Source organism: Kitasatospora sp. NPDC094016, assembly GCF_040304045.1.
In the GTDB taxonomy this organism is placed as follows: domain Bacteria; phylum Actinomycetota; class Actinomycetes; order Streptomycetales; family Streptomycetaceae; genus Kitasatospora.
This window is the reverse complement of the sequence record NZ_JBEOUK010000007.1, coordinates 171,607-194,668: the sequence shown is the minus strand read 5'-3', so window position 1 is coordinate 194,668 and position 23,062 is coordinate 171,607. Positions and strand designations below refer to the sequence as shown.

At 72.5% G+C, this 23,062-nt stretch carries 16 protein-coding genes; 10 read left to right on the top strand and 6 right to left on the bottom strand.

The genetic code is table 11. From position 1 onward, the window contains the following. Nucleotides 1-236 precede the first annotated feature (236 nt). The 5 genes from leuS to ABT015_RS10070 all read left to right on the top strand — a co-directional run bounded on the left by leuS (nucleotide 237) and on the right by ABT015_RS10070 (nucleotide 9,136). Nucleotides 237-3,119, top strand: coding sequence for a leucine--tRNA ligase (gene leuS / locus ABT015_RS10090; protein WP_350878237.1), 2,883 nt, complete (start codon nucleotides 237-239; stop codon nucleotides 3,117-3,119). Between the two features lie 260 nt (nucleotides 3,120-3,379). Beyond that, a complete protein-coding gene (locus tag ABT015_RS10085) occupies nucleotides 3,380-4,189 on the top strand; it encodes a hypothetical protein (RefSeq protein ID WP_350878236.1) in 810 nt (269 codons plus the stop codon). A 132-nt stretch (nucleotides 4,190-4,321) separates the two neighbouring features. Further along, nucleotides 4,322-5,167, top strand: a complete 846-nt coding sequence (locus tag ABT015_RS10080) for a DegV family protein (protein WP_350878235.1) — start codon at nucleotides 4,322-4,324, stop codon at nucleotides 5,165-5,167. A gap of 540 nt (nucleotides 5,168-5,707) precedes the next feature. After that, complete coding sequence (locus ABT015_RS10075) at nucleotides 5,708-6,412, top strand: helix-hairpin-helix domain-containing protein (protein WP_350878234.1); 705 nt, start codon at nucleotides 5,708-5,710, stop codon at nucleotides 6,410-6,412. A gap of 99 nt (nucleotides 6,413-6,511) precedes the next feature. Continuing rightward, a complete protein-coding gene (locus ABT015_RS10070; protein ID WP_350878233.1) occupies nucleotides 6,512-9,136 on the top strand; it encodes a ComEC/Rec2 family competence protein in 2,625 nt (874 codons plus the stop codon). A gap of 200 nt (nucleotides 9,137-9,336) precedes the next feature. Here ABT015_RS10070 and ABT015_RS10065 read toward each other — a convergent pair whose 3' ends face one another. Continuing rightward, nucleotides 9,337-9,630, bottom strand: coding sequence for a hypothetical protein (locus tag ABT015_RS10065; protein ID WP_350878232.1), 294 nt, complete (start codon nucleotides 9,628-9,630; stop codon nucleotides 9,337-9,339). A 157-nt stretch (nucleotides 9,631-9,787) separates the two neighbouring features. On the opposite strand from ABT015_RS10065, the gene holA reads away from it, so the two are divergent. Then, a complete protein-coding gene (holA, locus tag ABT015_RS10060) occupies nucleotides 9,788-10,786 on the top strand; it encodes a DNA polymerase III subunit delta (protein WP_350878231.1) in 999 nt (332 codons plus the stop codon). A 449-nt stretch (nucleotides 10,787-11,235) separates the two neighbouring features. Here holA and rpsT read toward each other — a convergent pair whose 3' ends face one another. Together rpsT and ABT015_RS10050 are read right to left on the bottom strand one after the other, a co-directional pair. Continuing rightward, nucleotides 11,236-11,505, bottom strand: coding sequence for a 30S ribosomal protein S20 (gene rpsT / locus ABT015_RS10055; RefSeq protein ID WP_350878230.1), 270 nt, complete (start codon nucleotides 11,503-11,505; stop codon nucleotides 11,236-11,238). A 155-nt stretch (nucleotides 11,506-11,660) separates the two neighbouring features. Continuing rightward, complete coding sequence (locus tag ABT015_RS10050) at nucleotides 11,661-11,966, bottom strand: antibiotic biosynthesis monooxygenase family protein (protein ID WP_350878228.1); 306 nt, start codon at nucleotides 11,964-11,966, stop codon at nucleotides 11,661-11,663. Between the two features lie 188 nt (nucleotides 11,967-12,154). Here ABT015_RS10050 and lepA point away from each other — a divergent pair, with 188 nt between their 5' ends. After that, the gene (gene lepA, locus ABT015_RS10045) at nucleotides 12,155-14,023 is read left to right on the top strand and encodes a translation elongation factor 4 (protein ID WP_350878227.1); all 1,869 of its coding nucleotides are present in this window, start codon (nucleotides 12,155-12,157) and stop codon (nucleotides 14,021-14,023) included. Nucleotides 14,024-14,165: 142 nt separating this feature from the next. Here lepA and ABT015_RS10040 read toward each other — a convergent pair whose 3' ends face one another. Together ABT015_RS10040 and ABT015_RS10035 are read right to left on the bottom strand one after the other, a co-directional pair. Next, nucleotides 14,166-16,064 (bottom strand): ABC transporter ATP-binding protein, encoded by a 1,899-nt coding sequence (locus tag ABT015_RS10040; RefSeq protein ID WP_350878281.1) that lies wholly within the window; start codon nucleotides 16,062-16,064, stop codon nucleotides 14,166-14,168. Between the two features lie 209 nt (nucleotides 16,065-16,273). Beyond that, the gene (locus ABT015_RS10035) at nucleotides 16,274-18,007 is read right to left on the bottom strand and encodes an ABC transporter ATP-binding protein (protein ID WP_350878225.1); all 1,734 of its coding nucleotides are present in this window, start codon (nucleotides 18,005-18,007) and stop codon (nucleotides 16,274-16,276) included. A gap of 357 nt (nucleotides 18,008-18,364) precedes the next feature. Here ABT015_RS10035 and ABT015_RS10030 point away from each other — a divergent pair, with 357 nt between their 5' ends. The 3 genes from ABT015_RS10030 to ABT015_RS10020 are packed head-to-tail and all read left to right on the top strand — an operon-like array spanning nucleotide 18,365 to nucleotide 22,210. Beyond that, nucleotides 18,365-20,323: an AMP-dependent synthetase/ligase gene (locus ABT015_RS10030; protein WP_350878224.1), complete on the top strand. Its 1,959-nt coding sequence runs from the start codon at nucleotides 18,365-18,367 to the stop codon at nucleotides 20,321-20,323. Nucleotides 20,324-20,381: 58 nt separating this feature from the next. Continuing rightward, complete coding sequence (hemW, locus tag ABT015_RS10025; RefSeq protein WP_350878223.1) at nucleotides 20,382-21,611, top strand: radical SAM family heme chaperone HemW; 1,230 nt, start codon at nucleotides 20,382-20,384, stop codon at nucleotides 21,609-21,611. A 41-nt stretch (nucleotides 21,612-21,652) separates the two neighbouring features. After that, a complete protein-coding gene (locus tag ABT015_RS10020) occupies nucleotides 21,653-22,210 on the top strand; it encodes a Uma2 family endonuclease (RefSeq protein ID WP_350878222.1) in 558 nt (185 codons plus the stop codon). 6 nt (nucleotides 22,211-22,216) lie between these two features. On the opposite strand, the gene ABT015_RS10015 is transcribed toward ABT015_RS10020, so the two are convergent. Further along, nucleotides 22,217-23,044, bottom strand: coding sequence for a DUF3097 domain-containing protein (locus ABT015_RS10015; protein ID WP_350878221.1), 828 nt, complete (start codon nucleotides 23,042-23,044; stop codon nucleotides 22,217-22,219). Between the last annotated feature and the right edge of the window lie 18 nt (nucleotides 23,045-23,062).

Sequence of the window (23,062 nt, the reverse complement as noted above, 5' to 3'; positions counted from 1 at the left end):
TCGGGCCCCGGTGGATACCCGGGAGCGCCCTGATCCGCTTGCGGTACCCTGAGCCCATGCGAACCGTGCGCCTGCTCCTTAGCCGGCCGCGCTGACCAGGACCGGTTACGCCCTCGGGCGGTGCCGGAGTCGGCGTGGCGTCCCCTCCTGCGAGGGGATTTTTTGTTTTCCGCCCCCGTGCACGGGCCGGCCGTGTCCGCGGTTCGCCAACTGACATCGATGGAGCTTGAAGGACCATGAGCGAGACGACCCCTGCGTCCGGCACGGCCGAGACCGCGACCGAGCCGTTCCGGTACAGCGCCGCGCTGGCGGCGGAGATCGAGTCCCGCTGGCAGGACCTCTGGGAGAAGGAGGGCACCTTCAACGCCCCCAACCCCGCCGGTGCGCTGGCCGACCCGGCGGCCGGTGACGTCGCCGCGAAGCCGCACAGCTTCATCATGGACATGTTCCCGTACCCCTCGGGCGCGGGCCTGCACGTCGGCCACCCGCTGGGCTACATCGCCACCGACGTCTACGCCCGCTACCAGCGGATGACCGGCCACAACGTGCTGCACACGCTGGGCTACGACGCGTTCGGCCTGCCCGCCGAGCAGTACGCGGTGCAGACCGGCACCCACCCGCGGGTCTCCACCGAGGCCAACATCGCCAACATGCGCCAGCAGCTGCGCCGGCTGGGCCTGGGCCACGACCCGCGCCGCTCGATCTCCACGATCGACCCGGAGTACTACCGCTGGACCCAGTGGATCTTCCTGCAGATCTTCAACTCCTGGTACGACGAGCAGGCCGGCCGGGCCCGGCCGATCGCCGAGCTGATCGCCCGGTTCGAGTCCGGCACGAAGCCGACCCCGGACGGGCGCCCGTGGGCCGACCTGTCCGCCGCCGAGCGCGACGAACTGCTGGGCGAGTACCGGCTGGCGTACTCCAAGGAGGTGCCGGTCAACTGGTGCCCCGGCCTGGGCACCGTCCTGGCCAACGAGGAGGTCACCGCGGACGGCCGCTCCGAGCGCGGCAACTTCCCGGTGTTCAAGTCCAACCTGCGCCAGTGGATGATGCGCATCACCGCGTACTCCGACCGTCTGATCTCCGACCTGGACCTGCTGGACTGGCCCGAGGCCATCAAGCTGCAGCAGCGCAACTGGATCGGGCGCTCCGAGGGCGCCCGGGTCGACTTCGCCGTCGGCTCCGACGAGAAGATCACCGTCTTCACCACCCGGCCCGACACCCTGTTCGGCGCCACCTACATGGTGCTGGCCCCCGAGCACGGCCTGGTCGACTCGATCGTCCCGGCCGCCTGGCCCGCGGACGTGCCCGCCGAGTGGACCGGCGGCGCCGCCACCCCCGCCGAGGCCGTCGCCGCCTACCGGGCCACCGCCGCCGCCAAGTCGGACGTCGAGCGGCAGGTCGAGGCCAAGGTCAAGACCGGCGTCTTCACCGGCGCCTACGCCGTGAACCCGGTCAGCGGCGCGTCCGTCCCGGTGTTCATCGCCGACTACGTGCTGATGGGCTACGGCACCGGCGCCATCATGGCCGTCCCCGCCCACGACCACCGCGACTTCGCCTTCGCCCGCGCCTTCGCGCTGCCGATGCGCTGCGTCGTCCAGCCCACCGACGGGCGCGGCGAGGACCCGGCCGCCTGGGACGACGCCTTCGACACCTACGACTCCGCCATCGTCAACTCCTCCCGGGACGGGCTGACGCTGGACGGGCTGAGCGTCGTCGACGCCAAGGCCGCCGTCACCGCCTGGCTGGCCGAGCGCGGCATCGGCGAGGGAACCGTCAACTACCGCCTGCGGGACTGGCTGTTCAGCCGCCAGCGGTACTGGGGCGAGCCCTTCCCGATCGTCTACGACGAGGACGGCGTCATGCACGCGCTGCCCGAGTCGATGCTGCCGGTCGAGGTCCCCGAGGTCGAGGACTACTCGCCGCACACCTACGACCCGTACGACGCCACCTCCTCGCCCAAGACCCCGCTGTCACGCAACGAGGCCTGGGTCAACGTCGAGCTGGACCTGGGCGACGGCGTCCGCACGTACCGGCGCGAGACCAACACCATGCCCAACTGGGCGGGTTCGTGCTGGTACGAGCTGCGCTACGTCGACCCGTCGAACTCCTCGGCGGTCGTCGACCCGGCCAACGAGAAGTACTGGCTGGGCCCCACGGCCACCAAGCCGGCCGGCGGCGCCGACCTGTACGTCGGCGGTGCCGAGCACGCCGTGCTGCACCTGCTGTACGCGCGCTTCTGGCACAAGGTGCTGCACGACCTGGGCCACGTCTCGTCCGTCGAGCCGTTCCACAAGCTGTTCAACCAGGGCATGATCACCGCCGACGTCTACCGAGACGAGCGCGGCTTCCCGGTGCCCGCCGCCGAGGTCGAGGAGCGCGACGGCCAGTACTTCTGGCAGGGCGAGGCCGTCAAGCGCGAGGCCGGCAAGATGGGCAAGTCCCTGAAGAACGCAGTCGCCCCCGACGAGATCGCCGACGAGTACGGCGCCGACACGCTGCGCCTGTACGAGATGTCCATGGGCCCGCTGGACGTCTCCCGCCCCTGGGACACCCGCGCCGTCGTCGGCTCGTACCGCTTCCTGCAGCGGCTGTGGCGCAACGTCGTCTCGGAGGCCACCGGCGACCTGGTCGTCACCGAGGAGGAGCCGGACGAGGCGACGCTGCGTGCCCTGCACAAGGCGATCGACGGCATCCGCGGCGACATGGCCGGGCTGCGGTTCAACACGGCCGTCGCCAAGGCGATCGAGCTGAACAACTACCTGGTCAAGCGCGGCTCCACGCCGCGTGCCGTGGCCGAGCAGCTGGTCCTGATCGTCGCGCCGCTGGCCCCGCACATCGCCGAGGAGCTGTGGCGCCGGCTGGGCCACGGCGAGTCGCTGGCGCACACCGACTACCCGGTCGCCGACCCGGCGTACGTGGTGGACGAGACGGTGACCTGCGTGGTGCAGCTCAAGGGCAAGGTGAAGGCCCGGCTGGAGGTCGCGCCGACGATCTCGGACGCCGAGCTGGAGGCGCTGGCGCTGGCAGACCCGGCCGTCGTCGCGGCGATCGGCGGGGCGCCGGTGCGCAAGGTGATCGCGCGGGCGCCGAAGCTGGTGAACATCGTCACCGGCTGAGGCCGAGGTCGGCTGGTTGTCAGTCGGCCGGCCGACGCTGCTGGGGCGGGTGTCCTTCGGGACGCCCGCCCTTGCTCGTACCCGGGCCCTCGGGAGGACCCGCGAACCCTCGGGGAGATCCCCGATCTGTCCCTGATCTCCACCGCCCGGGCCCGTTCCGTCCGCTCCGGACCCGATCCGGCGGCTACCGTGGAACCCTCGGCAGTGCGGCCCGCGTTGGGTCCGGTGGGGGCCGAAACGGTGGCGGAAGGTGGCTCGCGATGAACGCGTTCGGCGTGATGATCGGCCTGGTCCTGCTCTTCGGGATCGCGGCGTTCGTCCTGGCCGTGGTCGGCACGGTCAAGGCGGCGAAGGCCGTCGCCACGAAGATCGGGCGGCACGAGGCCAACGCCCGGCGCGCCGTGGAGAACGCCGGCCTCAAGGCGAAGACCTTCACCAAGGTCGGACCGCCCGGCCAGATCGCCGCCGTCCGGCTCGGCCTGCGCACCTCGCTCGACGGCACCCGGCAGGTGCTGGAGAGCGGCCTCCCCCAGGACGGCCAGCTCGGCGAGTCCCTCGCCCTGCTCGGCAGGCTCGACACACACGCCGCCGAACTCGACGGCGAACTGCGGATGCTGGAGCGGGAGCCGGACACCGCGCGGATCGCGGCCAAGCTGCCGGAGCTGCGCGAGCGCGCCGAACGGATCACCCACTCCGCGGAGACCATGCGCTGGGCCGCGCAGGACCGGATGCACCGGTTCGCGGACGACGAGCTGAGCCGGCTCAGCCAGGAGTGCGAGAGCGAGGCGGGGGCGCTGCGGCACTGGGACACCTCGGGGGAGTCGTCGTCCGCGTCCTCCTCCGGGGGCTCCGCTGCTGGCGCTGCCGCCTCCGGCTCCTCTGGCTCCTCTGGCTCCGCGTCCGCGTCTGCGGGTACGCGGTCAGGGGCGGCCTCCGGCGGTGCTGCGCGGGCCGGGCTGACGGAGGGGAAGGGGCGCCCGAGCGCGGAGGAACTGCTCGGGCTCGCCGACCCGCTGGCCAAGCTGGCCCAGCGGCTGCGGAAGCCGTCGGCAGGGCCGACGGCGGGCTGAGCACCCCGCGTCGGGTGCCGCGGCCGTGTTTCGGCAGGTGCTGCGCGGTTGTTCCGGCGGTGCCCGCGGGGCCCTTCGGGGCTCGCACCCGGGCGCTGTCCTCCCGGACGAACGGGGAGTAATCTCCGCCTCATGCCCTCTGACCTCGCACTTGTCACCGACTCCACGGCCTACCTGCCGCAGGAGACCCTCGACCGGTACGGGATCACGGTGGTCCCGCTGAGCGTCGCGGTCGGTGACGCGGTCCTGTGCGAAGGCGTCGAGATCTCCCCCAAGGACGTCGCCGAGGCGCTGCGCGACAGGCAGCGGGTGACGACCTCCCGACCGAACCCCGAGGCCTTCGCCGCCGCCTATCGGGCCGCCGCCGAGGCCGGGGCGAAGGGCATCGTCTCGGTGCACATCTCCGGCGAGCTGTCCGGCACGGTGGAGGCCGCCCGGCTGGCGGCCGCCGAGGCGCCGGTGCCCGTGCGGGTGGTGGACAGCCGCCTGGTCGGCATGGCCCTCGGATACGCGGTGCTGGCGGCGGCCGAGGCGATCGCGGCCGGGCGGGACCTGGCGGCGGCGGCCGAGGCCGCCACCCGGCGGGCGGCCGTGACCAGCGGATTCTTCTACGTCGACACCCTGGAACACCTGCGCAGGGGCGGCCGGATCGGGGCGGCGCGGGCGCTGCTCGGGTCGGCGCTGGCGGTCAAGCCGCTGCTGCACCTGGACGGGGGGCGGATCGAACCGCTGGAGAAGGTGCGCACCGCGTCGCGGGCGATCGCGCGCCTGGAGGAGATCGCGGTCGAGCGGTCGGGGGGCGGGGAGGTCGACATCACCGTGCACCACCTGGCGGCCGAGGAACGGGCCGAGCCGCTCGCGGAGCGGCTGCGGGCCCGGGTGCCGGGGCTGCGGGAGCTGTACGTGGGCGAGGTGGGGGCGGTGATCGGCGCGCACGTCGGGCCGGGGCTGCTCGCGGTGGTCGTCGCGCCGCGCTGAGCTGAGCTGAGCGGGCCGGGCGCGTCGCGTCGCGGGCTCTGGTCAACTCTTCGCGATACCGATCACTCGTGTGAGTGATCTGTTTTGTCCACAACCCCCGAGTTATCCACAGGGGTTCGGTAATTTCTGCGCACTCTGCCGAGGACTCCTACCGTTCTCGGCATGACGACCATGGGCCTGGGCGCGGCGAAGCGCCACGAGATCAACGAGACCGTCCGGCTGCGGATGGCGGCGCTGCTGCCGAGCGGCGGTGGCAGCGCCGTGGGCGATGGGGCAGGGGCAGGGGCAGGGGCAGGGGCAGGGGCAGGGGCCGGGGCCGGGGCCGGGGTCGGCGGGCCGGTGGGCTCCGGTGTCGCGGTGGGCGCGCTCGCGGCGACCGGGCCGCCTTCGGGCGCGGTTCCGTCCGGGGCGGGGAAGCGGCCTCCGCCGGCGGGGCCTGCGCCGCCTGTGCCAGCTGCGCCGTTGGAGCCGGTCAGGGCGGGCGGTGACGCGGATCCGCCGGAGCCGGGGGCCGGGTCGGGCCTTCGATTCGGCTCGGCGATGGCGCTCGACCGGCGGGCGGTGGCCGGGTTGGCCGTCCTGCTGCTGTTCGCGGTCGGCTACGCCGTGCAGCACTTCTGGCTGGCCAGACCGCAGGCGGTGGCCGTGCCGGCGTTGGCCTCCGCCCCGGGCTCACCAGTTTCACCGGTCTCACCGGATTCACCGGGGGCGGAGGGGGCGGCGGGGGCAACATCCGCATCCGTACCGGCTCCGGCATCGGGCCCGGCCACCGTCTCGACGGCCGACCCCGTCGGCCCCGGGAGCGGGGCGGTCGTCGTGGTCGACATCGGCGGGCGGGTGCACCTCGCCGGCCTGCACACCCTGCCCGGCGGCTCGCGGGTGGCCGACGCCCTACGGGCGGCGGGCGGTCCGCTGCCGGAGACGGACACCCGAAGCCTCAACCTGGCCCGGGTGCTGACGGACGGTGAACAGATCCTGGTCGGCGAGCCGGCTCAGGCCTCCGCTCCGGGCGCCGGAGCCGGCAACGGACCGCCGGCGGCCGGCACGCCCAGACCGCCCGTCAGCCTCAACCGCGCCGGCCTCGAACAGCTCGACACCCTCCCCGGCGTCGGCCCGACCCTCGCCCAGCGCATCCTCGCCTACCGCACGTCGCACGGCTCGTTCCGCACGCTCGACCAGCTCCGGCAGGTCAGCGGCATCGGGGCGCGCACGTTCGCGGAACTCCGTCCGCTGCTGACTCTTTGACCTCCCCGCCCGTCCCCTTGCCCGCCTGTTCTCCCGCCCATCCGTCATGGTCCGTCGTCGTTCGTCCGTCGCCGCCACCCGTCGAAGGGAGGTACCGCCATGCCCGCCACCGCCGAACCGAACCTGCCGAACCGCTCCACCGGTGCCGACTTCCGGCTGCTGCTTCCCGCCGTCTCGGCCTGGGTGGTGACGGCCGCGCTCCTCGGCCTGGAGCCGGGGTACGACGTCCTCGCCTTCGTTCTGGCGGGTGCCGCCGCGCCGGCGGCCGTCCTGCTGCTCGTCAGGCCCGCGCTCCTGCGCCGACGCGCGGCGGCGGTGACCTTGGCCGCCGTCCTGCTCACCGGAGCCGCCGCCGCGGTGGCGACCCCGCTGCACACCGCCGATCTGCACCGGGGGCCGCTGCCGGAGCTCGTCCGAGCGGCCGAGCACGCCCCGCCGCGGTCCCCGGGCGAGCCCGCTCGGGTGGTGGAGGCCGAGCTGACCGTCGCCGGGGACCCGAAGGCCCACGCGGCCCGGGGCGGGACCACCGGCGGGCAGACCCTCCTCACCGTCGACGCGGTGGCCGACCGGGTCACGCTCCTGCCGGACGGGCGGAGCACCCGGACGCGGACCCCGGTGACCGTCATGGTCCGAGGCGCGGAATCCGGGCCCTGGCAGGGGCTGCTCCCGTCGGAGCGGCTGGCGGTGGAGGCCGAGGTGCGGCCCGCAGGAGACGGCTACGACACCGAGTGCGCGGCGCTGCTGGTCGTCCACGGCCCGCCCCGGCACCTCGCGCCGCCGAGCCTGCCGCAGCGGATCGCCGGGCGGCTGCGTGCCGGTCTGCGCACGGCCAGCGACGGGCTCCCGCCGGACGCGCGCGGACTGCTCCCGGGCCTGGTCGTGGGGGACACCTCGCGACTGCCCGACGACCTTGAGGACGCCTTCCGGGCCACCGACCTGGTGCACCTGGTGGCGGTGAGCGGGGCCAACCTGGCGATCGTCCTCGGCGCGCTGCTGGGCGCCCCGGGGCAGGCCGGCACCCCGGAACGGCGCGGGCTGGCCGCGCTGCTGGGGCTCTCGCTGCGCACCAGTGCGCTGCTCGGGACGGCGCTGACGCTGGCCTTCGTCGCCGTCTGCCGGCCGGAGCCCAGCGTCCTGCGCGCGGCCGGGACGGGGCTGATCGGCATGCTCGCCCTGGCCACCGGCCGGCCCCGGCAGGCGGTGCCGGCGCTCGCCGGGGCGGTACTGGTGCTCGTCCTGCTCGACCCGTTCCTGGCGCGTTCCTTCGGATTCCTGCTTTCGGTGCTCGCCACGGCCGGGCTGCTCGTCCTCGGGCCGCACTGGGCCGAGGCGCTGCGGTCCCGGCGCTGGCCGCACCACCTGGCGGGTGCCCTGGCGGCGACGGCCGCCGCCCAGGCCCTGTGCGCGCCGGTGACGGTGGTGCTGTCCGGGCACGTCAGCCTGGTCGCGATCCCGTGCAACCTGCTGGCCGAACTGGCGGTGGCCCCGGCGACCCTGCTCGGCTTCGGGGTGCTCGTGCTGCAGCCGCTCCTCCCGGACCTGGCCCGCCTGCTCGCGGAGCCGGCCGGCGTGCCGGTCGGCTGGCTCGCCCTGGTGGCGCGGCGCGGTGCCGAACTTCCGGGCAGCCAACTCTCCTGGCCAGGCGGGTGGTTCGGGACGGTGACGGTCGCGCTGGCCACCCTGGCGGCCTGCTGGGTGATGCCGCTCCTGCTGCCACGGCGAGTGCCGTCCGGCAAGCCCGTCCGCGTTCGGCGGCGGTGGGTGCGGGCGCTGGTGACGGGGGTCCTGCTCGTGGTCCTGCTGGCCGTGCTGCTGCGGCCACCGCAGCTCACCCGGATCGCGACCGGCTGGCCGCCGCCGGGGTGGCGGATGGTGATGTGCGACGTGGGCCAAGGGGACATGCTGGTGCTCGCGGCCGGTGCGCCGGACAGTGCGGTGGTGGTCGACGCGGGGCCGGATCCGAACGCCGCTGACAGGTGCCTGCGGGATCTGGGTGTCTCGGAAGTGCCGCTGTTGGTGGTGACGCACTTCCACGCCGATCACGTCGAAGGTGTGCCGGGGGTGGTCCGGGGCCGCCGGGTCGGAGCGATCGAGGGCACGACCCTGGACGATCCACCGGGTGAGGCGGCCCGGGTAGCGGGCTGGGCGGCCGGTGCCGGAGTCCCGCTGCTGCGTGCGGGGCGCGGTGAACGGCGCTCGGTGGGACCGGGGTTGTCCTGGGAGGTGGTCTGGCCCGACGCCGGGGCGGCTGTCGAGGCGCCGGGGGCGAACAACGCGAGCGTCGCGGTGGTGGTGACGGTGGCGGGCGGACTGCGGATGGCGTTGCTCGGTGACCTCGAACCGCCTGCCCAGTCGGCGCTGCTGGGCCGGTTGGGGCGGGTGGACGTCCTGAAGGTGGCGCACCACGGATCGGCACATCAGGACTGGGCTTTGACCGGTGTGTTGCGTCCTCGGCTGGCGTTGATCTCGTGCGGCGAGGGAAACGCGTACGGGCATCCGTCCGTGCGGACGGTGGACCGGCTGCGCGCGCTGGGCGCGAGTGTGCTGCGCACCGATCGGGTGGGCGACATCGCGGTGACGGGTGGCTCGCCGGCCGTCCTCGGGGTGTCCGTGCACCCGCAGGCCGCGCACGAGGCGCGCAAGCCCCGCTCGCACGCTGCGGACGGAGCGTCCGACTCCCGTACCGGGCGGGGCCCGCACACCCCGCGAGCCCCGCCCGGCTGACCCCGCCCTCCTCTCCTCCCAGCCATCAGGTGGGGAAGGGAAAGGGGCGGGGGTGGGGAGGAGGGAGGGGAGGGGGGCGGGGCCCGGAGAACGATTGCGGCGCGCTCCGGGCCCCGCCCGGAGCGCGCCGCAGTACGGGCACCTGCGGTGGTGCGTCGCACTCGACCATCAAGCGCGAGCTGTTGGCAGGGCCGACCGGGTCAGCCTTCCTCGCGCCAGCCCTCGTGCTCGACGGCGATGGCGTCCAGGGCGCGCAGCAGGGCCGGGGTCCAGCCGTCCTCCGGGGGCTCGACGACGACCAGCCACTGGGCGTCCTCGGCGTCGTCCTCGCCGGCCAGGGCGTCCCGGACGAGGTCGAGCTCGCCGAGGTCGGGGTGGGCGGCGCTGAGCTCCTCGGAGGCGTCCTCAGCGGCGTCGCGGTCGGGCAGGACGAGCAGTTGCCGGGCGTGCGGGTCGTTGACGTCCGGCAGGTCGGTGGTGTGGTTCTCGGTCACCGGACCATTGTCCAGGTCGGGTGACCGGCGCGGTCGGGCAGGTCGGGTCCGGCAGGCCGGGTCGGGCAGGTCGGGCCGGAGAGGCGGGATCGGCGGGCCGGAGGGCCGGGGTCGCCCCGGGCGGGAGTGTCCGTGCCCCGTGGGATGCTGGTAGGCGATGGCCAGGAAGAGTGCACCCGACGACCTGCTCGCCCCGCTGACCCTCGCGGTCGGCCAGGAGGAGCTGCTGCTGGACCGCGCGGTCGCCCAGGTGGTGGCGGCGGCGAAGGCGGCGGACCCGGACACCGACGTGCGGGATCTGCCGCCCGGCGGCCTGCAGCCGGGCAGCCTGGCCGAGCTGACCACGCCGTCGCTGTTCTCCGAGCGCAAGGTGATCGTGGTGCGGGCCGCGCAGGACCTCTCCGCCGACTCGGTGAAGGAGGTCAAGGCGTACATCGAGGCGCCGGCCGAAGAAGTGATCATGGTGTTGGCGCACGCGGGCGGCGCCAAGGGCAAGGGCCTGCTGGACGCCGGGCGCAAGGCGGGCGGTCGCGAGGTGGCGTGCGCGAAGCTGACCAAGGCGAACGAGCGGCTGGCCTTCGTCCGGGGCGAGTTCCGTACGCTGGGCCGCTCGGCGACGCCGGAGGCCTGCCAGGCCCTGCTGGACTCGCTCGGCAGCGACCTGCGGGAGCTGGCGGCCGCGTGCAGCCAGCTCACCTCGGACGTCGAGGGCGCGATCGACGAGACGGTGGTGGCCCGCTACTACAGCGGCCGGGCCGAGGCGACGGGCTTCGAGGTGGCCGATCTGGCGGTCACCGGCCGGGCCGCGGAGGCGCTGGAGCGGCTGCGCTGGGCGCTGGCGGTGGGCCAGCCGCCGACCGGCATCACCTACGCGCTGGCCTCCGGCGTGCGCAGCATCGGGCGGTTGGCGACCACCGGGCGGAACATGCGTCCGGCCGACCTGGCCCGCGAGTTGGGCATGCCGCCGTGGAAGGTCGATCGGGTGCGCCAGCAGATGCGCGGCTGGACGGGCGACGGGGTGGCCACCGCGCTGACCGCGATCGCCCAGGCCGACGCCGCCGTCAAGGGTGGTTCGGACGATCCGGCCTTCGCGCTGGAGCGCGCGGTGGTGGCCGTCGCCCGGGCGGCCCGGGCCGGGTCCCGCCCGGCGTACTAGCGGCGGCGCGGCCACCGAACCGAGCCGGACCCGAACCGAGCCGGACCCGAACCGAGCCGGACCCGAACCGAGCCGGACCCGAACCGAGCCGGACCCGAACCGAACCGAGCCGGACCCGGCTACCCGCCTGCCCGGTCACCGAGCCGGACCCGCCCGCCACCGCCTACGCGCCCATCGAGCGGACGGCCTCCCCGGCGTCGGCCCGCAGCGCCGTCCGGAGCCCCGCTCGCGCGTGACCGGTCGACGACGAGCGGCCGGGCCACGGAACGCGACAGGCGCCGCAGTGGGCCTCTGGGGAGAGGCCGACTACGGCGCCTGTCGTACTGCTTCGTGCACCGCACCCGCGTGGCGAACGCAGGCCGCGTGCGGTGCGAGTCTCGCGCGCCTCAGGGGTCCGGGTAGAGGGCCGGGTCCGCCCCGAGGCGGTGGGGGCCGAGGCCCCCGAGGCGTCAGGCCTGGACGGCCGCGTTGACGCGCTTGGTGATGGCCGACTTCTTGTTGGCGGCCTGGTTGGCGTGGATGACGCCCTTGCTCACGGCCTTGTCCAGCGCCTTGGAGGCGGCGCGGGCCAGCACGGTGGCCTTCTCGGTCTCGCCGGCGGCAGCGGCCTCACGGGCCTTGCGCAGGGCGGTCTTCAGCGAGGACTTGACGGCCTTGTTGCGCAGGCGCGCCTTCTCGTTGGTCTTGTTGCGCTTGATCTGGGACTTGATGTTCGCCACGAAGGAGCCTCAGTCTTGTCTAAAAGGATTGAACGGGCTGCACCGCGCGGCCACCGGGCAGCTGAGAGGGCATGCCGGGGCCAGGTGCAGCAGCCCACGCTACCAGGGGCCCGCCACCCGCCCCAAACCGGGCGCCCGGCCCCGCAGTGGGTCGCCTACGCACTGAGCACCGGCTCCCCGTAGTGCTCGACCTCCGGGAACGGCCGGTAGAAGCGGTGCAGCAGCTCCCGCCAGCGCCGGTACTCGGCGGAGCCGCGGAAGCCCTCGGTGTGGTCCGTGAGCGTCTCCCATTCCACCTGGAGGAGGAATCGCGAGCCGCGTCCTTCGTCGAGGCAGCGCCGCAGTCGCAGGGAGCGGAAGCCCTGCTGGACGGCGATCAGGGGCCGGGCCTCGGCGAAGGCGGCGAGGAACTCGTCCTCCTGGCCGGGCAGGACGTCGAGCAGTGCGCTTTCGAGGATCACGGGGTGCCATCCTGCCGCCTGGCGCGGGCCCGGAGAAGGTCCGGGCGGACCGAACGGCGGCTCGCGCCGTGGTCGTGGGAGGATGGGAGGAACTATTTCGATCGGACGAGACTGTCCGGTCCCCGGGAAAACCGGTCAGCGATGACCAGGACACCCCCGGCCCCGGACCAACGGAGAATCGGACCAAGGTGCCCGCGACCCCCAGCAATGTGCCAGAGCCCAGCCGTACCGACCCGGCGCTGATCCGCAACTTCTGCATCATCGCCCACATCGACCACGGCAAGTCGACGCTCGCAGACCGGATGCTGCAGATCACGGGCGTCGTCGACCCGCGGCAGATGCGCGCCCAGTACCTCGACCGCATGGACATCGAGCGCGAGCGCGGCATCACCATCAAGTCGCAGGCGGTCCGCCTCCCGTGGGCGCCGAACACCGGTCCGAGTGCCGGGACGACGCACATCCTCAACATGATCGACACCCCCGGCCACGTGGACTTCACGTACGAGGTGTCCCGCTCCCTCGCGGCCTGCGAGGGCACCATCCTGGTGGTCGACGCGGCCCAGGGCATCGAGGCGCAGACCCTCGCCAACCTGTACCTGGCGCTGGAGAACGACCTCACGATCGTCCCGGTGCTGAACAAGATCGACCTGCCGGCCGCCCAGCCGGAGAAGTACGCGGCGGAGATCGCGCACATCATCGGCTGCGACCCCTCGGACGTGCTGCAGGTCAGCGCCAAGACCGGCCTCGGCGTCGAGGACCTGCTGGACCACATCGTCAACACCGTCCCGGCCCCGGTCGGCGTCAAGGACGCCCCGGCCCGCGCGATGATCTTCGACTCGGTGTACGACTCCTACCGCGGCGTGGTCACCTACGTGCGTGTCGTGGACGGGCAGCTCACCAAGCGCGAGCGGATCGCGATGATGTCCACCGGCGCCACCCACGAGCTGCTGGAGATCGGCGTCATCTCGCCCGAGCCGAAGGTCGCCGACGGCCTGGGCGTCGGCGAGGTGGGCTACATCATCACCGGCGTGAAGGACGTCCGGCAGTCCAAGGTCGGTGACACCATCACCTCGATGCACAAGGGTGCGACCGAGGCGCTGGGCGGCTACAAGGACCCGCGCCCGATGGTGTTCTCCGGCCTGTACCCGCTGGACGGCTCGGACTACCCGCTGCTGCGCGACGCCCTGGACAAGCTGCGGCTGAACGACGCCGCGCTGGTGTACGAGCCGGAGACCTCGGTCGCGCTCGGCTTCGGCTACCGCTGCGGCTTCCTCGGCCTGCTGCACCTGGAGATCATCCGGGAGCGCCTGGAGCGCGAGTTCAACCTCGACCTGATCTCCACCGCCCCGAACGTGGTCTACCGGGTGATCATGGAGGACGGCACCGAGCACACCGTCACCAACCCGAGCGAGTTCCCGACCGGCAAGATCGCCGAGGTGTACGAGCCGGTCGTGCGCGGCACCATCCTGGCGCCCAACGAGTTCGTCGGCGCGATCATGGAGCTCTGCCAGTCCCGCCGCGGCAACCTTCAGGGCATGGACTACCTGTCCGAGGACCGGGTCGAGCTGCGCTACACCCTGCCGCTCGCCGAGATCGTCTTCGACTTCTTCGACCAGCTGAAGTCCAAGACCCGCGGCTACGCCTCGCTCGACTACGAGCCCATCGGCGAGCAGTCCGCCCAGCTGGTGAAGGTCGACATCCTGCTGCACGGCGACGCGGTGGACGCCTTCTCCGCGATCGTGCACAAGGACAAGGCCTACGGCTACGGCGTGATGATGGCGGGCAAGCTGCAGAAGCTGATCCCGCGCCAGCAGTTCGAGGTGCCGATCCAGGCGGCCATCGGCTCCCGGGTGATCGCCCGTGAGACGGTCCGCGCGATCCGCAAGGACGTCCTCGCCAAGTGCTACGGCGGTGACATCTCGCGTAAGCGCAAGCTGCTGGAGAAGCAGAAGGAAGGCAAGAAGCGGATGAAGATGGTCGGCCGCGTGGAGGTCCCGCAGGAGGCCTTCATCGCCGCGCTGTCCACCGACGCCGAGGCGCCGAAGGAAAAGAAGTAACCACAGGCGCGTGAGAGGGGCCCGGGCGGACAACCGCCCGGGCCCCTCCTCGTTCTCCCCGCCGGAGCGGGCCATCGCGGCGCGCCGCGGACGAGGAGCCGGGGCGGTTGTCCGCCCCGGCTCGGCACGCGGTGTGCGACGGTCAGTCCACCTCGGCCACGGCCTCCGCGAACTGCGCCTGGTACAGCCGCGCGTAGGCGCCGTCCGCGGCGATCAGCTCGTCGTGCGAGCCCTGTTCGACGATCGAGCCGTTCTCCATCACCAGGATCACGTCGGCGTCCCGGATGGTGGAGAGCCGGTGCGCGATCACGAAGCTGGTGCGGCCGGTGCGCAGCCGGGCCATGGCCCGCTGGATCAGCACCTCGGTGCGGGTGTCGACGGAGCTGGTCGCCTCGTCCAGGACGAGGATCGACGGCTGGGCGAGGAACGCCCGGGCGATGGTGATCAGCTGCTTCTCGCCCGCGCTGACCCCGGCGCCGTCGTCGTCGATGACGGTGTCGTAGCCGTCCGGCAGGGTGCGCACGAAGCGGTCGACGTGGGCGGCCTTGGCGGCCTCGACGACCTGCTCGCGGGTGGCTCCCTGGGCGCCGTAGGCGATGTTGTCGGCGATGGTGCCGCCGAACAGCCAGGTGTCCTGGAGCACCATGCCGATGCCGGAGCGCAGTTCCTCGCGGGACATCGCGGAGACGTCGACCCCGTCGAGGGCGATCCGCCCGGAGCTGACTTCGTAGAACCGCATCAGGAGGTTGACCAGGGTGGTCTTGCCGGCGCCGGTGGGGCCGACGATGGCGACGGTCTGGCCGGGTTCGACCTTGAGCGAGAGGTCCTCGATGAGCGGCTTCTCGGGGTCGTAGCGGAAGGACACGTCCTGGAAGGCGACCCGGCCGTGGATGGTGTCGGGCCGCTCGGACACGGCCGGCTCGGGGGTCTGCTCGGGGGCGTCCAGCAGCTCGAAGACGCGCTCGGCGGAGGCGACCCCGGACTGCACCAGGTTGGCCATGCTGGCGACCTGGGTGAGCGGCTGGCTGAACTGCCGCGAGTACTGGATGAACGCCTGCACGTCGCCGATGGACAGCGCGCCGCTGGCCACCCGCAGGCCGCCGACGACCGCGACCAGCACGTACTGCAGGTTGCCGATGAGCATCATCGCGGGCTGGATGATCCCGGAGATGAACTGCGCCCGGAAGCTGGAGGTGTACAGCGCCTCGTTGTGCTCGCGGAAGGTCTCGGCGGACTCGCGCTGGCGGCCGAACACCTTGACCAGGGTGTGGCCGGTGTACATCTCCTCGATGTGCGCGTTGAGTTGGCCGGTGGACTTCCACTGCTGGACGAACTGGGGCTGCGCCCGCTTGCCGACCTTGGCGGCGACGACCACCGACAGCGGCACCGAGACCAGGGCGATCGTCGCCAGCAGCGGGGAGATCCAGAACATCATCGCCAGCACGCCGACCACGGTGAGCAGCGAGTTGACGACCTGTCCCATGGTCTGCTGCATGGACTGGCTGATGTTGTCGATGTCGTTGGTGACCCGGCTGAGCACCTCGCCGCGCGGCTGCTTGTCGAAGTAACTGAGCGGCAGCCGGGCGAGTTTGGCCTCGACGTCCTGGCGCAGCCGGTAGCCGGCCCGCTGGATCGCCGCGGTGGCCAGCCGGCCCTGGACGATGCCGAACAGGGCGGAGGCGAGGTAGATGACCAGCACCCAGAGCAGGACGGTGCCGATGGCGCCGAAGTCCATGCCCTGGCCGGGGGTGAAGTCCACCGAGGAGAGCAGGCCGGCGACGCCGCCCTCGCCGTGGGCGCGCAGCCCTTCGACGATCTGCGCCTTGGAGGTGCCGGGTTCGAAGCGGGCGCCGACGACGCCGGCGAAGATCAGGTCGGTGGCGTTGCCGAGGACCTTGGGGCCGGTGACGGCGCAGCCGATGCTGAGCACGCCGAGGGCCAGCACGCCGGAGATCAGGTTGCGTTCGGGGCGCAGCAGGGAGAGCAGTCGTTTGCCGGAGCCCTTGAAGTCCATGGACTTCTCGGTGCCCTGGCCGCCCATGAAGCGGCCCGGTCCGGCGGGGCCGCGGCGGGCGGCGGCGGCCTGCGAGTCGCTGGGCAGTTCGTCGGCGGGGTCCGCGGTCTTGGTGTCCGGGTCGGGCTCCGCGGGGTCCGCGGTTCTGGTGTCCGTGGTTCCGGGGTCCGCGGCCTCGGGGTCGGCTGTCGCGGTGTCCGCGGTCCTGGTGTCCGCGTCGGGCTTGCCGGGGGTGGTCACGCCGCCTCCTGCTCGGTGAGCTGGGAGAGCACGATCTCCCGGTACGTCGGGTTGTCGGCCATCAGTTCGTGGTGGGTGCCGGTGCCGACGACCGCGCCTTCGTCGAGGACGATGATCCGGTCGGCGTCGCGGATGGTGGAGACGCGCTGGGCGACGATCAGCACGGTGGCGTCGGAGGTCTCGCGGGCGAGGGCCTTGCGCAGCCTGGCGTCGGTGGCGTAGTCGAGCGCGGAGAAGGAATCGTCGAACAGGTAGACGTCGGGCCGGCGGACCAGGGCCCGGGCGATGGCCAGGCGCTGGCGCTGGCCGCCGGAGACGTTGCCGCCGCCCTGGGCGATGGGGGCGTCCAGGCCTTCGGCCAGTTCCTGGACGAAGTCCTTGGCCTGGGCGATCTCCAGGGCGTGCCAGAGTTCCTCGTCGGTGGCGTCGGGCCGGCCGTAGCGGAGGTTGCTGGCGACGGTGCCGGAGAACAGGTAGGGCTTCTGCGGGACGAGGCCGACGCTCTCGGCGATCGCCTCGGGGGCGAGTTCGCGCACGTCGACGCCGTCGAGCAGGACCTGGCCGGAGGTGGCGTCGAAGAGCCGGGGCACGAGCCCGAGCAGGGTGGACTTGCCGCTGCCGGTGGAGCCGATGACGGCGGTGGTCTCGCCGGGGCGGGCGGTGATGGCGATGCCGCGCAGCACCGAGGCCTCGGCGCCGGGGTAGCGGAAGTCGACGTCGCGCAGTTCCAGGTTGCCGCGGCGCAGCACCTCGGTGATCGGCGCGGCGGGCGGGACGACGCTTGAGGAGGTGCCGAGGACCTCCTCGATGCGCTCGGCGCAGACCTCGGCGCGCGGCACCATCATGAACATGAAGGTGGCCATCATGACGCTCATGAGGATCTGCATCAGGTAGGAGAGGAAGGCGGTGAGCGCGCCGATCTGCATGCCGCCGTTGTCGATCCGGTGGGCGCCGAACCAGAGCACGGCGACGCTGGAGACGTTCACGACCAGCATCACGGCCGGGAACATGAACGACATCAGCCGGCCGACCTGGAGGGCGGTGTCGGTGAGGTCCCCGTTGGCCTTGGCGAAGCGGGCCTGCTCGTGGTCGTCCTTGACGAAGGCGCGGATGACCCGGATGCCGGTGATCTGCTCGCGCAGGACCCGGTTCACCGTGTCGATCCGGGTCTGCATGCTGCGGAACTTGGGGCGCAGCGAGCGGACGAGGAGGACGACGACGGCGCCGAGCAGCGGGATGACGGCGAGCAGCAGGCCGGACAGCGGCACGTCCTGGTTGAGGGCCATGATGATGCCGCCGACGCACATGATCGGGGCGGCCACCATGAGCGTGAAGCTCATCAGGGCCAGCATCTGGACCTGTTGGACGTCGTTGGTGGTCCGGGTGATCAGCGAGGGGGCGCCGAACTGGCCGACCTCGCGGGAGGAGAAGCTCTGCACCCGGTCGAAGACGGCGGCGCGGACGTCCCGGCCGAAGGCCATGGCGGTCTTGGAGCCGTAGTAGACGGCGCCGATCGAGCAGAGCGCCTGGACCAGGGTGATGCCGATCATCACCCCGCCCACGCGCAGGATGTAGCCGGTGTCGCCCTTGACCACGCCGTCGTCGATGATGTCGGCGTTGAGCGTCGGCAGGTAGAGCGCCGCCAGGGTGGACACCAGTTGGAGCCCCACGAGCAGCGCGATCGGTCGGGAGTACGGGCGCAGGTACGCCCTGAGGAGTCTGATCAGCACTGGCACACTCTTGTCGTCGACGGGTGGATTCGCATCCCGATTCTCGTTCTTTGGTGGACTCGTACAGGAGATTCACGAGTTGTGGATCGCAGGTTTGCCCAGTCCTTTGCCGAACCGTACGGCGGGCCCGATTGCCCGGGTTCACCGGGGCGCGGGCGGAGTCGTCGTCGGGCACCGGTGGCGCGGCGGTGTGCCGGCCGGGCCCCGCCCTCTTACGGAATGACCGGTTTCCCCCTAGGCTGCTGATTGCCCCCTTGTTACCCGCCGGTATCGCCCGGGTTGACCGGGGGCCCGGCGGCCGCCCCCACGGGCGCCGAAACCATCCCTCAGACGGCCACCCGCCCCCGGAGGTCCTCGTTGAGTTCCGCGCAGTCCCTGATCGACTCCGGCAGTGCCGACTTGGTCGCCGGGCGTCCCGCCTCCGTCGCCCACCTCTTCCTGGAGCGGGTCGCCGCCACCCCGAACACCGAGGCCTACCGCTACCCGGCCCCGGTCGACGAGCACGCCGCGGACAGCGCCCCGGGCGCCGAGCAGTGGCGCTCGCTCACCTGGGCGCAGACCGCGGCCCGGGTCAGGGCGGTGGCCGCCGGCCTGATGGCGCTCGGCATCCAGCCGGAGGACCGGGTGGCGCTCGCCTCCTCCACCCGGCTCGAATGGATCATCGCCGACCTCGGGAACATGTGCGCGGGTGCCGCCACCACGACCGTCTATCCCAGCACCAACGCCGATGAGACCGCGTTCATCCTCTCCAACTCCGGTTCCAGGGCGCTGTTCGCGGAGAACTCCGCCCAACTCGCCAAGGCCGTCGGCCAGCTCGGACAGCTGCCCGAGCTGCGGACCGTCATCCTGTTCGACGCCCCCGAGGCCGGCGCCGCCGAGGCCCCCGGCACTGGTACCCCCGGGGCCGAAGGCCTGAACGCCCTCACGGTGCTCACCCTCGCAGAGCTGGAGCAGCGCGGCGCCGAGTACCTGGAGCAGCACCCGGACGTGGTCGAGAAGACCGTCGCCGCGCTCGACAAGGAGCAGCTGGCCACCCTCATCTACACCTCCGGCACCACCGGCCGCCCCAAGGGCGTGCGCCTGGTGCACGACTGCTGGGCGTACGAGGCCCGCGCCCAGGAGGCCAGCGGGCTGCTGCGCTCCGACGACGTCCAGTTCATGTGGCTGCCGCTGTCGCACGTGTTCGGCAAGACGCTGATCTCCGGCCAGATCGCCACCGGCCACGTGATGGCCGTGGACGGCCGGGTCGATCGGATCATCCACAACCTGCCGGTCATCCGGCCGACCGTGATGGCCTCGGCGCCGCGCATCTTCGAGAAGGTCTACAACGGCATCGCCGGCCGGGCCCGGGCCGAGGGCGGCGCCAAGTACAAGATCTTCCGGTGGGCCGCCAAGGTCGCCCGCGAGCACGCCCGCGCCGTCCAGGAGAGCCGGATCGCCACCGGCGCCGGCACCGCCCCGCTGGGCCTCAGGCTCCAGCACGGCCTGGCCGACAAGCTGGTCTACGCCAAGATCCGCGCGGCCTTCGGCGGCCGGCTGCGCGGCGCCGTCTCCGGCAGCGCCGCGCTCGCGCCCGAGATCGGCTACTTCTTCCTCGGCGCCGGCGTGCCGATCCTGGAGGGCTACGGCCTCAGCGAGACCAGCGCCGGCTCCTGCGTCAACCGTGAGGAGGACATCCGGATCGGCACCGTGGGCCGCCCGCTGCCCGGCACCGAGGTCCGGATCGCCGAGGACGGCGAGATCCTGCTGCGCGGCCCCGGCGTCATGCGCGGCTACCACGACCTGCCCGAGAAGACCGCCGAGGTGCTGGAGGCCGACGGCTGGTTCCACACCGAGGACATCGGTGAGCTCGGTCCCGACGGCTTCCTGCGGATCACCGACCGCAAGAAGGACCTGTTCAAGACCTCCGGCGGCAAGTACGTCGCGCCCAGCGAGGTCGAGGGCAGGTTCAAGGCCGTCTGCCCGTTCGTCAGCAACATCCTCGTGATCGGCAACGGCCGCAACTTCTGCACCGCGCTGATCGGCCTGGACGAGGCGGTCATCATGCCGTGGGCCGCCGAGCACGGGCTGCAGGGCAAGTCCTACGCCGAGGTGACCGCCGACCCGCAGGTGCACCAGCTGATCGAGGGCTTCGTCAAGCGGCTCAACGCCGACCTCCAGCGCTGGCAGACGATCAAGAAGTTCCACCTGCTGCCGCGCGATCTCGACATCGAGCACGGCGAGCTCACCCCGAGCCTGAAGATCAAGCGCCCGGTGGTCGAGCGGACCTACGCGGACGCCGTCACCGCGATGTACGCGGGCGCCAACGAGGCCTGACCGGCCCCGCCCCCGTACGGCTCACCGGTTCGGGTGAGCCGTACGGGACAATGGGGTCATGCCCTCCGCACTCCCCGACGGCGAACCGGTGCCGTCCGACGGTTCCCTGCCCGCATCCGCCCGCACCGGACTCGGTCAGCGGCCGTTCGGCTTCTACCTGCACGTGCCCTACTGCGCCAGCCGCTGCGGCTACTGCGACTTCAACACCTACACCGCCACCGAGCTGCGCTCCTCCGGGGCGGTCGCCTCCCAGGAGACCTACGCGGACAACGTGGTCGCCGAGATCCGGCTGGCCCGCCAGGTCCTCGGCCCGGTCGACCTGCCGGTGCAGACCGTCTTCCTCGGCGGCGGCACCCCCACCCTGCTGCCCGCCTGCGACCTGGTGAAGATGCTGGCCGCGCTGCGCGAGGAGTTCGGGCTCGCCGACGGCGCCGAGGTCACCACGGAGGCCAACCCGGAGTCCGTCGACCCGGCCTACCTGGCCGAACTGCGCGAGGGCGGCTACAACCGGATCTCCTTCGGCATGCAGAGCGCCCGCCCGCACGTCCTGAAGCTGCTCGACCGCCACCACACCCCGGGCCGCCCCGAGGCCTGTGTCGCCGAGGCCCGCGCCGCCGGCTTCGACCACGTCAACCTGGACCTCATCTACGGCACCCCCGGCGAGTCCGACGACGACTGGCGCGCCTCCCTGGACGCCGCCATCGGCGCCGGGCCCGACCACGTCTCGGCGTACTCCCTGATCGTCGAGGACGGCACCAAGCTCGCCGCCCGGGTCAAGCGCGGCGAACTGCCGATGATCGACGACGACGTGCACGCCGACCGCTACCTCATCGCCGAACGGGCCCTGAGCGCCGCCGGCTACACCTGGTACGAGGTCTCCAACTGGGCCACCACCCCCGAGGGCCGCTGCCGCCACAACGAGCTGTACTGGACCGGCGCCGACTGGTGGGGCGCCGGCCCGGGCGCGCACAGCCACGTCGGCGGCGTCCGCTGGTGGAACGCCAAGCACCCCGCCGCCTACGCCCAGGCCCTCGCCGAGGGCCGCACCCCGGCCCTGGGCCGCGAGGTGCTCGCCGAGGAGGACCGCCGGGTCGAGCGCATCCTGCTGGAACTGCGCCTCGCCGAGGGCATCCCGCTCACCCTCCTCACCGACACCGGCCGCCACGCCGCCGCCCGCCACCTCGCCGACGGCCTCCTCGCCGCCGGGCCGTACGCCGGGGGCCGCGCCGTCCTCACCCTCCAGGGCCGGCTGCTCGCCGACGCGGTCGTACGTGACCTGGTGGACTGACATTCGTTACCGTGGGTGTCAGCCGTCGGAGGGAGCGTGCGATGACCGCCATCGATGATCGGATGACCGGGATCTTCGAGAACCTGGAGGTGCCGGAAGGCATCAAGGCCGAACTCATCAGGGGGGAAATCGTGATGATGGCGGGGCCTGACATGGTCCACAACCTCATCGTCCTGGCGATTCAGCACCAGCTTCCGTACGGTCGGTGGCGTCCCCTCACGACCCAGGACCTGGGGATCCCCGGCCAGGCGAGCGAACCCCAGCCCGACCTGGTCGTCTTCGAACGCGGGGCGGTCCAGGAGCACGGACGACTGCTGCCGTCGCCCGCCGTCACCCTGGTGGTCGAGGTGGTGTCGAAGACCAGTGTCGATCGTGATTACCGGACCAAGCGGGAGCTCTACGCCGAGGGCTCAGTCCCCGCGTACCTGATCGTGGACCCGATCAAGGGGGTCTGCGTGCTGTTGACCGAGTTGGGCAGGGATCCCGGGTCCGGCCTCCCGAGGTACATGTCCGAGCGGACCAGCAAGTTCGGCGAGCCCGTCCCCGTCGGCCTGCTCGAGATCGATCTGGACACCACGGACTTTCAGCAGTACGTCTGATCGGCCTCACTCCGGAACCGTCACGAAGTCGATCAACTCCTCGACCTTGCCCAGCAGTTCCGGCTCCAGGTCCTTGTAGCTGTCCACCGTGGAGAGGATCCGCTTCCAGGCGGCGGGGGTGTTCACCGGCCAGCCGAGGCGGCGGCAGACGCCCTCCTTCCACTCCTCGCCGCGCGGGACGGCGGGCCAGCCGGCGATGCCGACGGAGGCAGGCTTCACGGCCTGCCAGATGTCGATGTAGGGGTGGCCGACGACCAGGACGGCGTCGCCGGTGACCTGGGCGGCGATGCGGTGCTCCTTGGTGCCGGGGAGCAGGTGGTCGACCAGGACGCCGAGGCGCCGGCCCGGGCCGGGGGCGAAGTCGGCGACGATCGCGGGCAGGTCGTCCACGCCCTCCAGGTACTCGACGACCACGCCCTCGATCCGCAGGTCGTCGCCCCAGACCCGCTCGACCAGTTCGGCGTCGTGCCGGCCCTCGACGTAGATCCGCGACTCGCGGGCGACCCGGGCCCGGGCGCCGGGGACGGCGACCGAGCCGGAGGCGGTGCGGCCCGGCGTACGGGAGGGGGCGGGGCCGGCCGGGCGCACCAGGGTGACCGTCCGGCCCTCCAGCAGGAAGCCGCGCGGCACCAGCGGGAACACCCGGAGCTTGCCGAAGCGGTCCTCCAGGGTGACGGTGAAGCCCTCGGCGGTCTTCTCGCAGCGCACCACCGCGCCGCAGAAGCCGGTGGCGGCCTCCTCCACCACCAGGCCCCGTTCGGCGGTCACCTCCGGGGCGGGCTGCTGCTTCTTCCACGGCGGGGTCAGGTCGGGTCCGTACTGGCGGCTGCGCATGAAAGCGACTATACGGAC

Bases quoted from the DNA above. Each gene is read 5' to 3' on its own strand.
- leuS (WP_350878237.1), top strand. From the start codon at position 237: ATGAGCGAGACGACCCCTGCGTCCGGCACGGCCGAGACCGCGACCGAG.
- ABT015_RS10085 (WP_350878236.1), top strand. From the start codon at position 3,380: ATGAACGCGTTCGGCGTGATGATCGGCCTGGTCCTGCTCTTCGGGATC.
- ABT015_RS10080 (WP_350878235.1), top strand. From the start codon at position 4,322: ATGCCCTCTGACCTCGCACTTGTCACCGACTCCACGGCCTACCTGCCG.
- ABT015_RS10075 (WP_350878234.1), top strand. From the start codon at position 5,708: ATGGCGCTCGACCGGCGGGCGGTGGCCGGGTTGGCCGTCCTGCTGCTG.
- ABT015_RS10070 (WP_350878233.1), top strand. From the start codon at position 6,512: ATGCCCGCCACCGCCGAACCGAACCTGCCGAACCGCTCCACCGGTGCC.
- holA (WP_350878231.1), top strand. From the start codon at position 9,788: ATGGCCAGGAAGAGTGCACCCGACGACCTGCTCGCCCCGCTGACCCTC.
- ABT015_RS10040 (WP_350878281.1), bottom strand. From the start codon at position 16,064: ATGGGCGGCCAGGGCACCGAGAAGTCCATGGACTTCAAGGGCTCCGGC.
- hemW (WP_350878223.1), top strand. From the start codon at position 20,382: ATGCCCTCCGCACTCCCCGACGGCGAACCGGTGCCGTCCGACGGTTCC.
- ABT015_RS10020 (WP_350878222.1), top strand. From the start codon at position 21,653: ATGACCGCCATCGATGATCGGATGACCGGGATCTTCGAGAACCTGGAG.
- ABT015_RS10015 (WP_350878221.1), bottom strand. From the start codon at position 23,044: ATGCGCAGCCGCCAGTACGGACCCGACCTGACCCCGCCGTGGAAGAAG.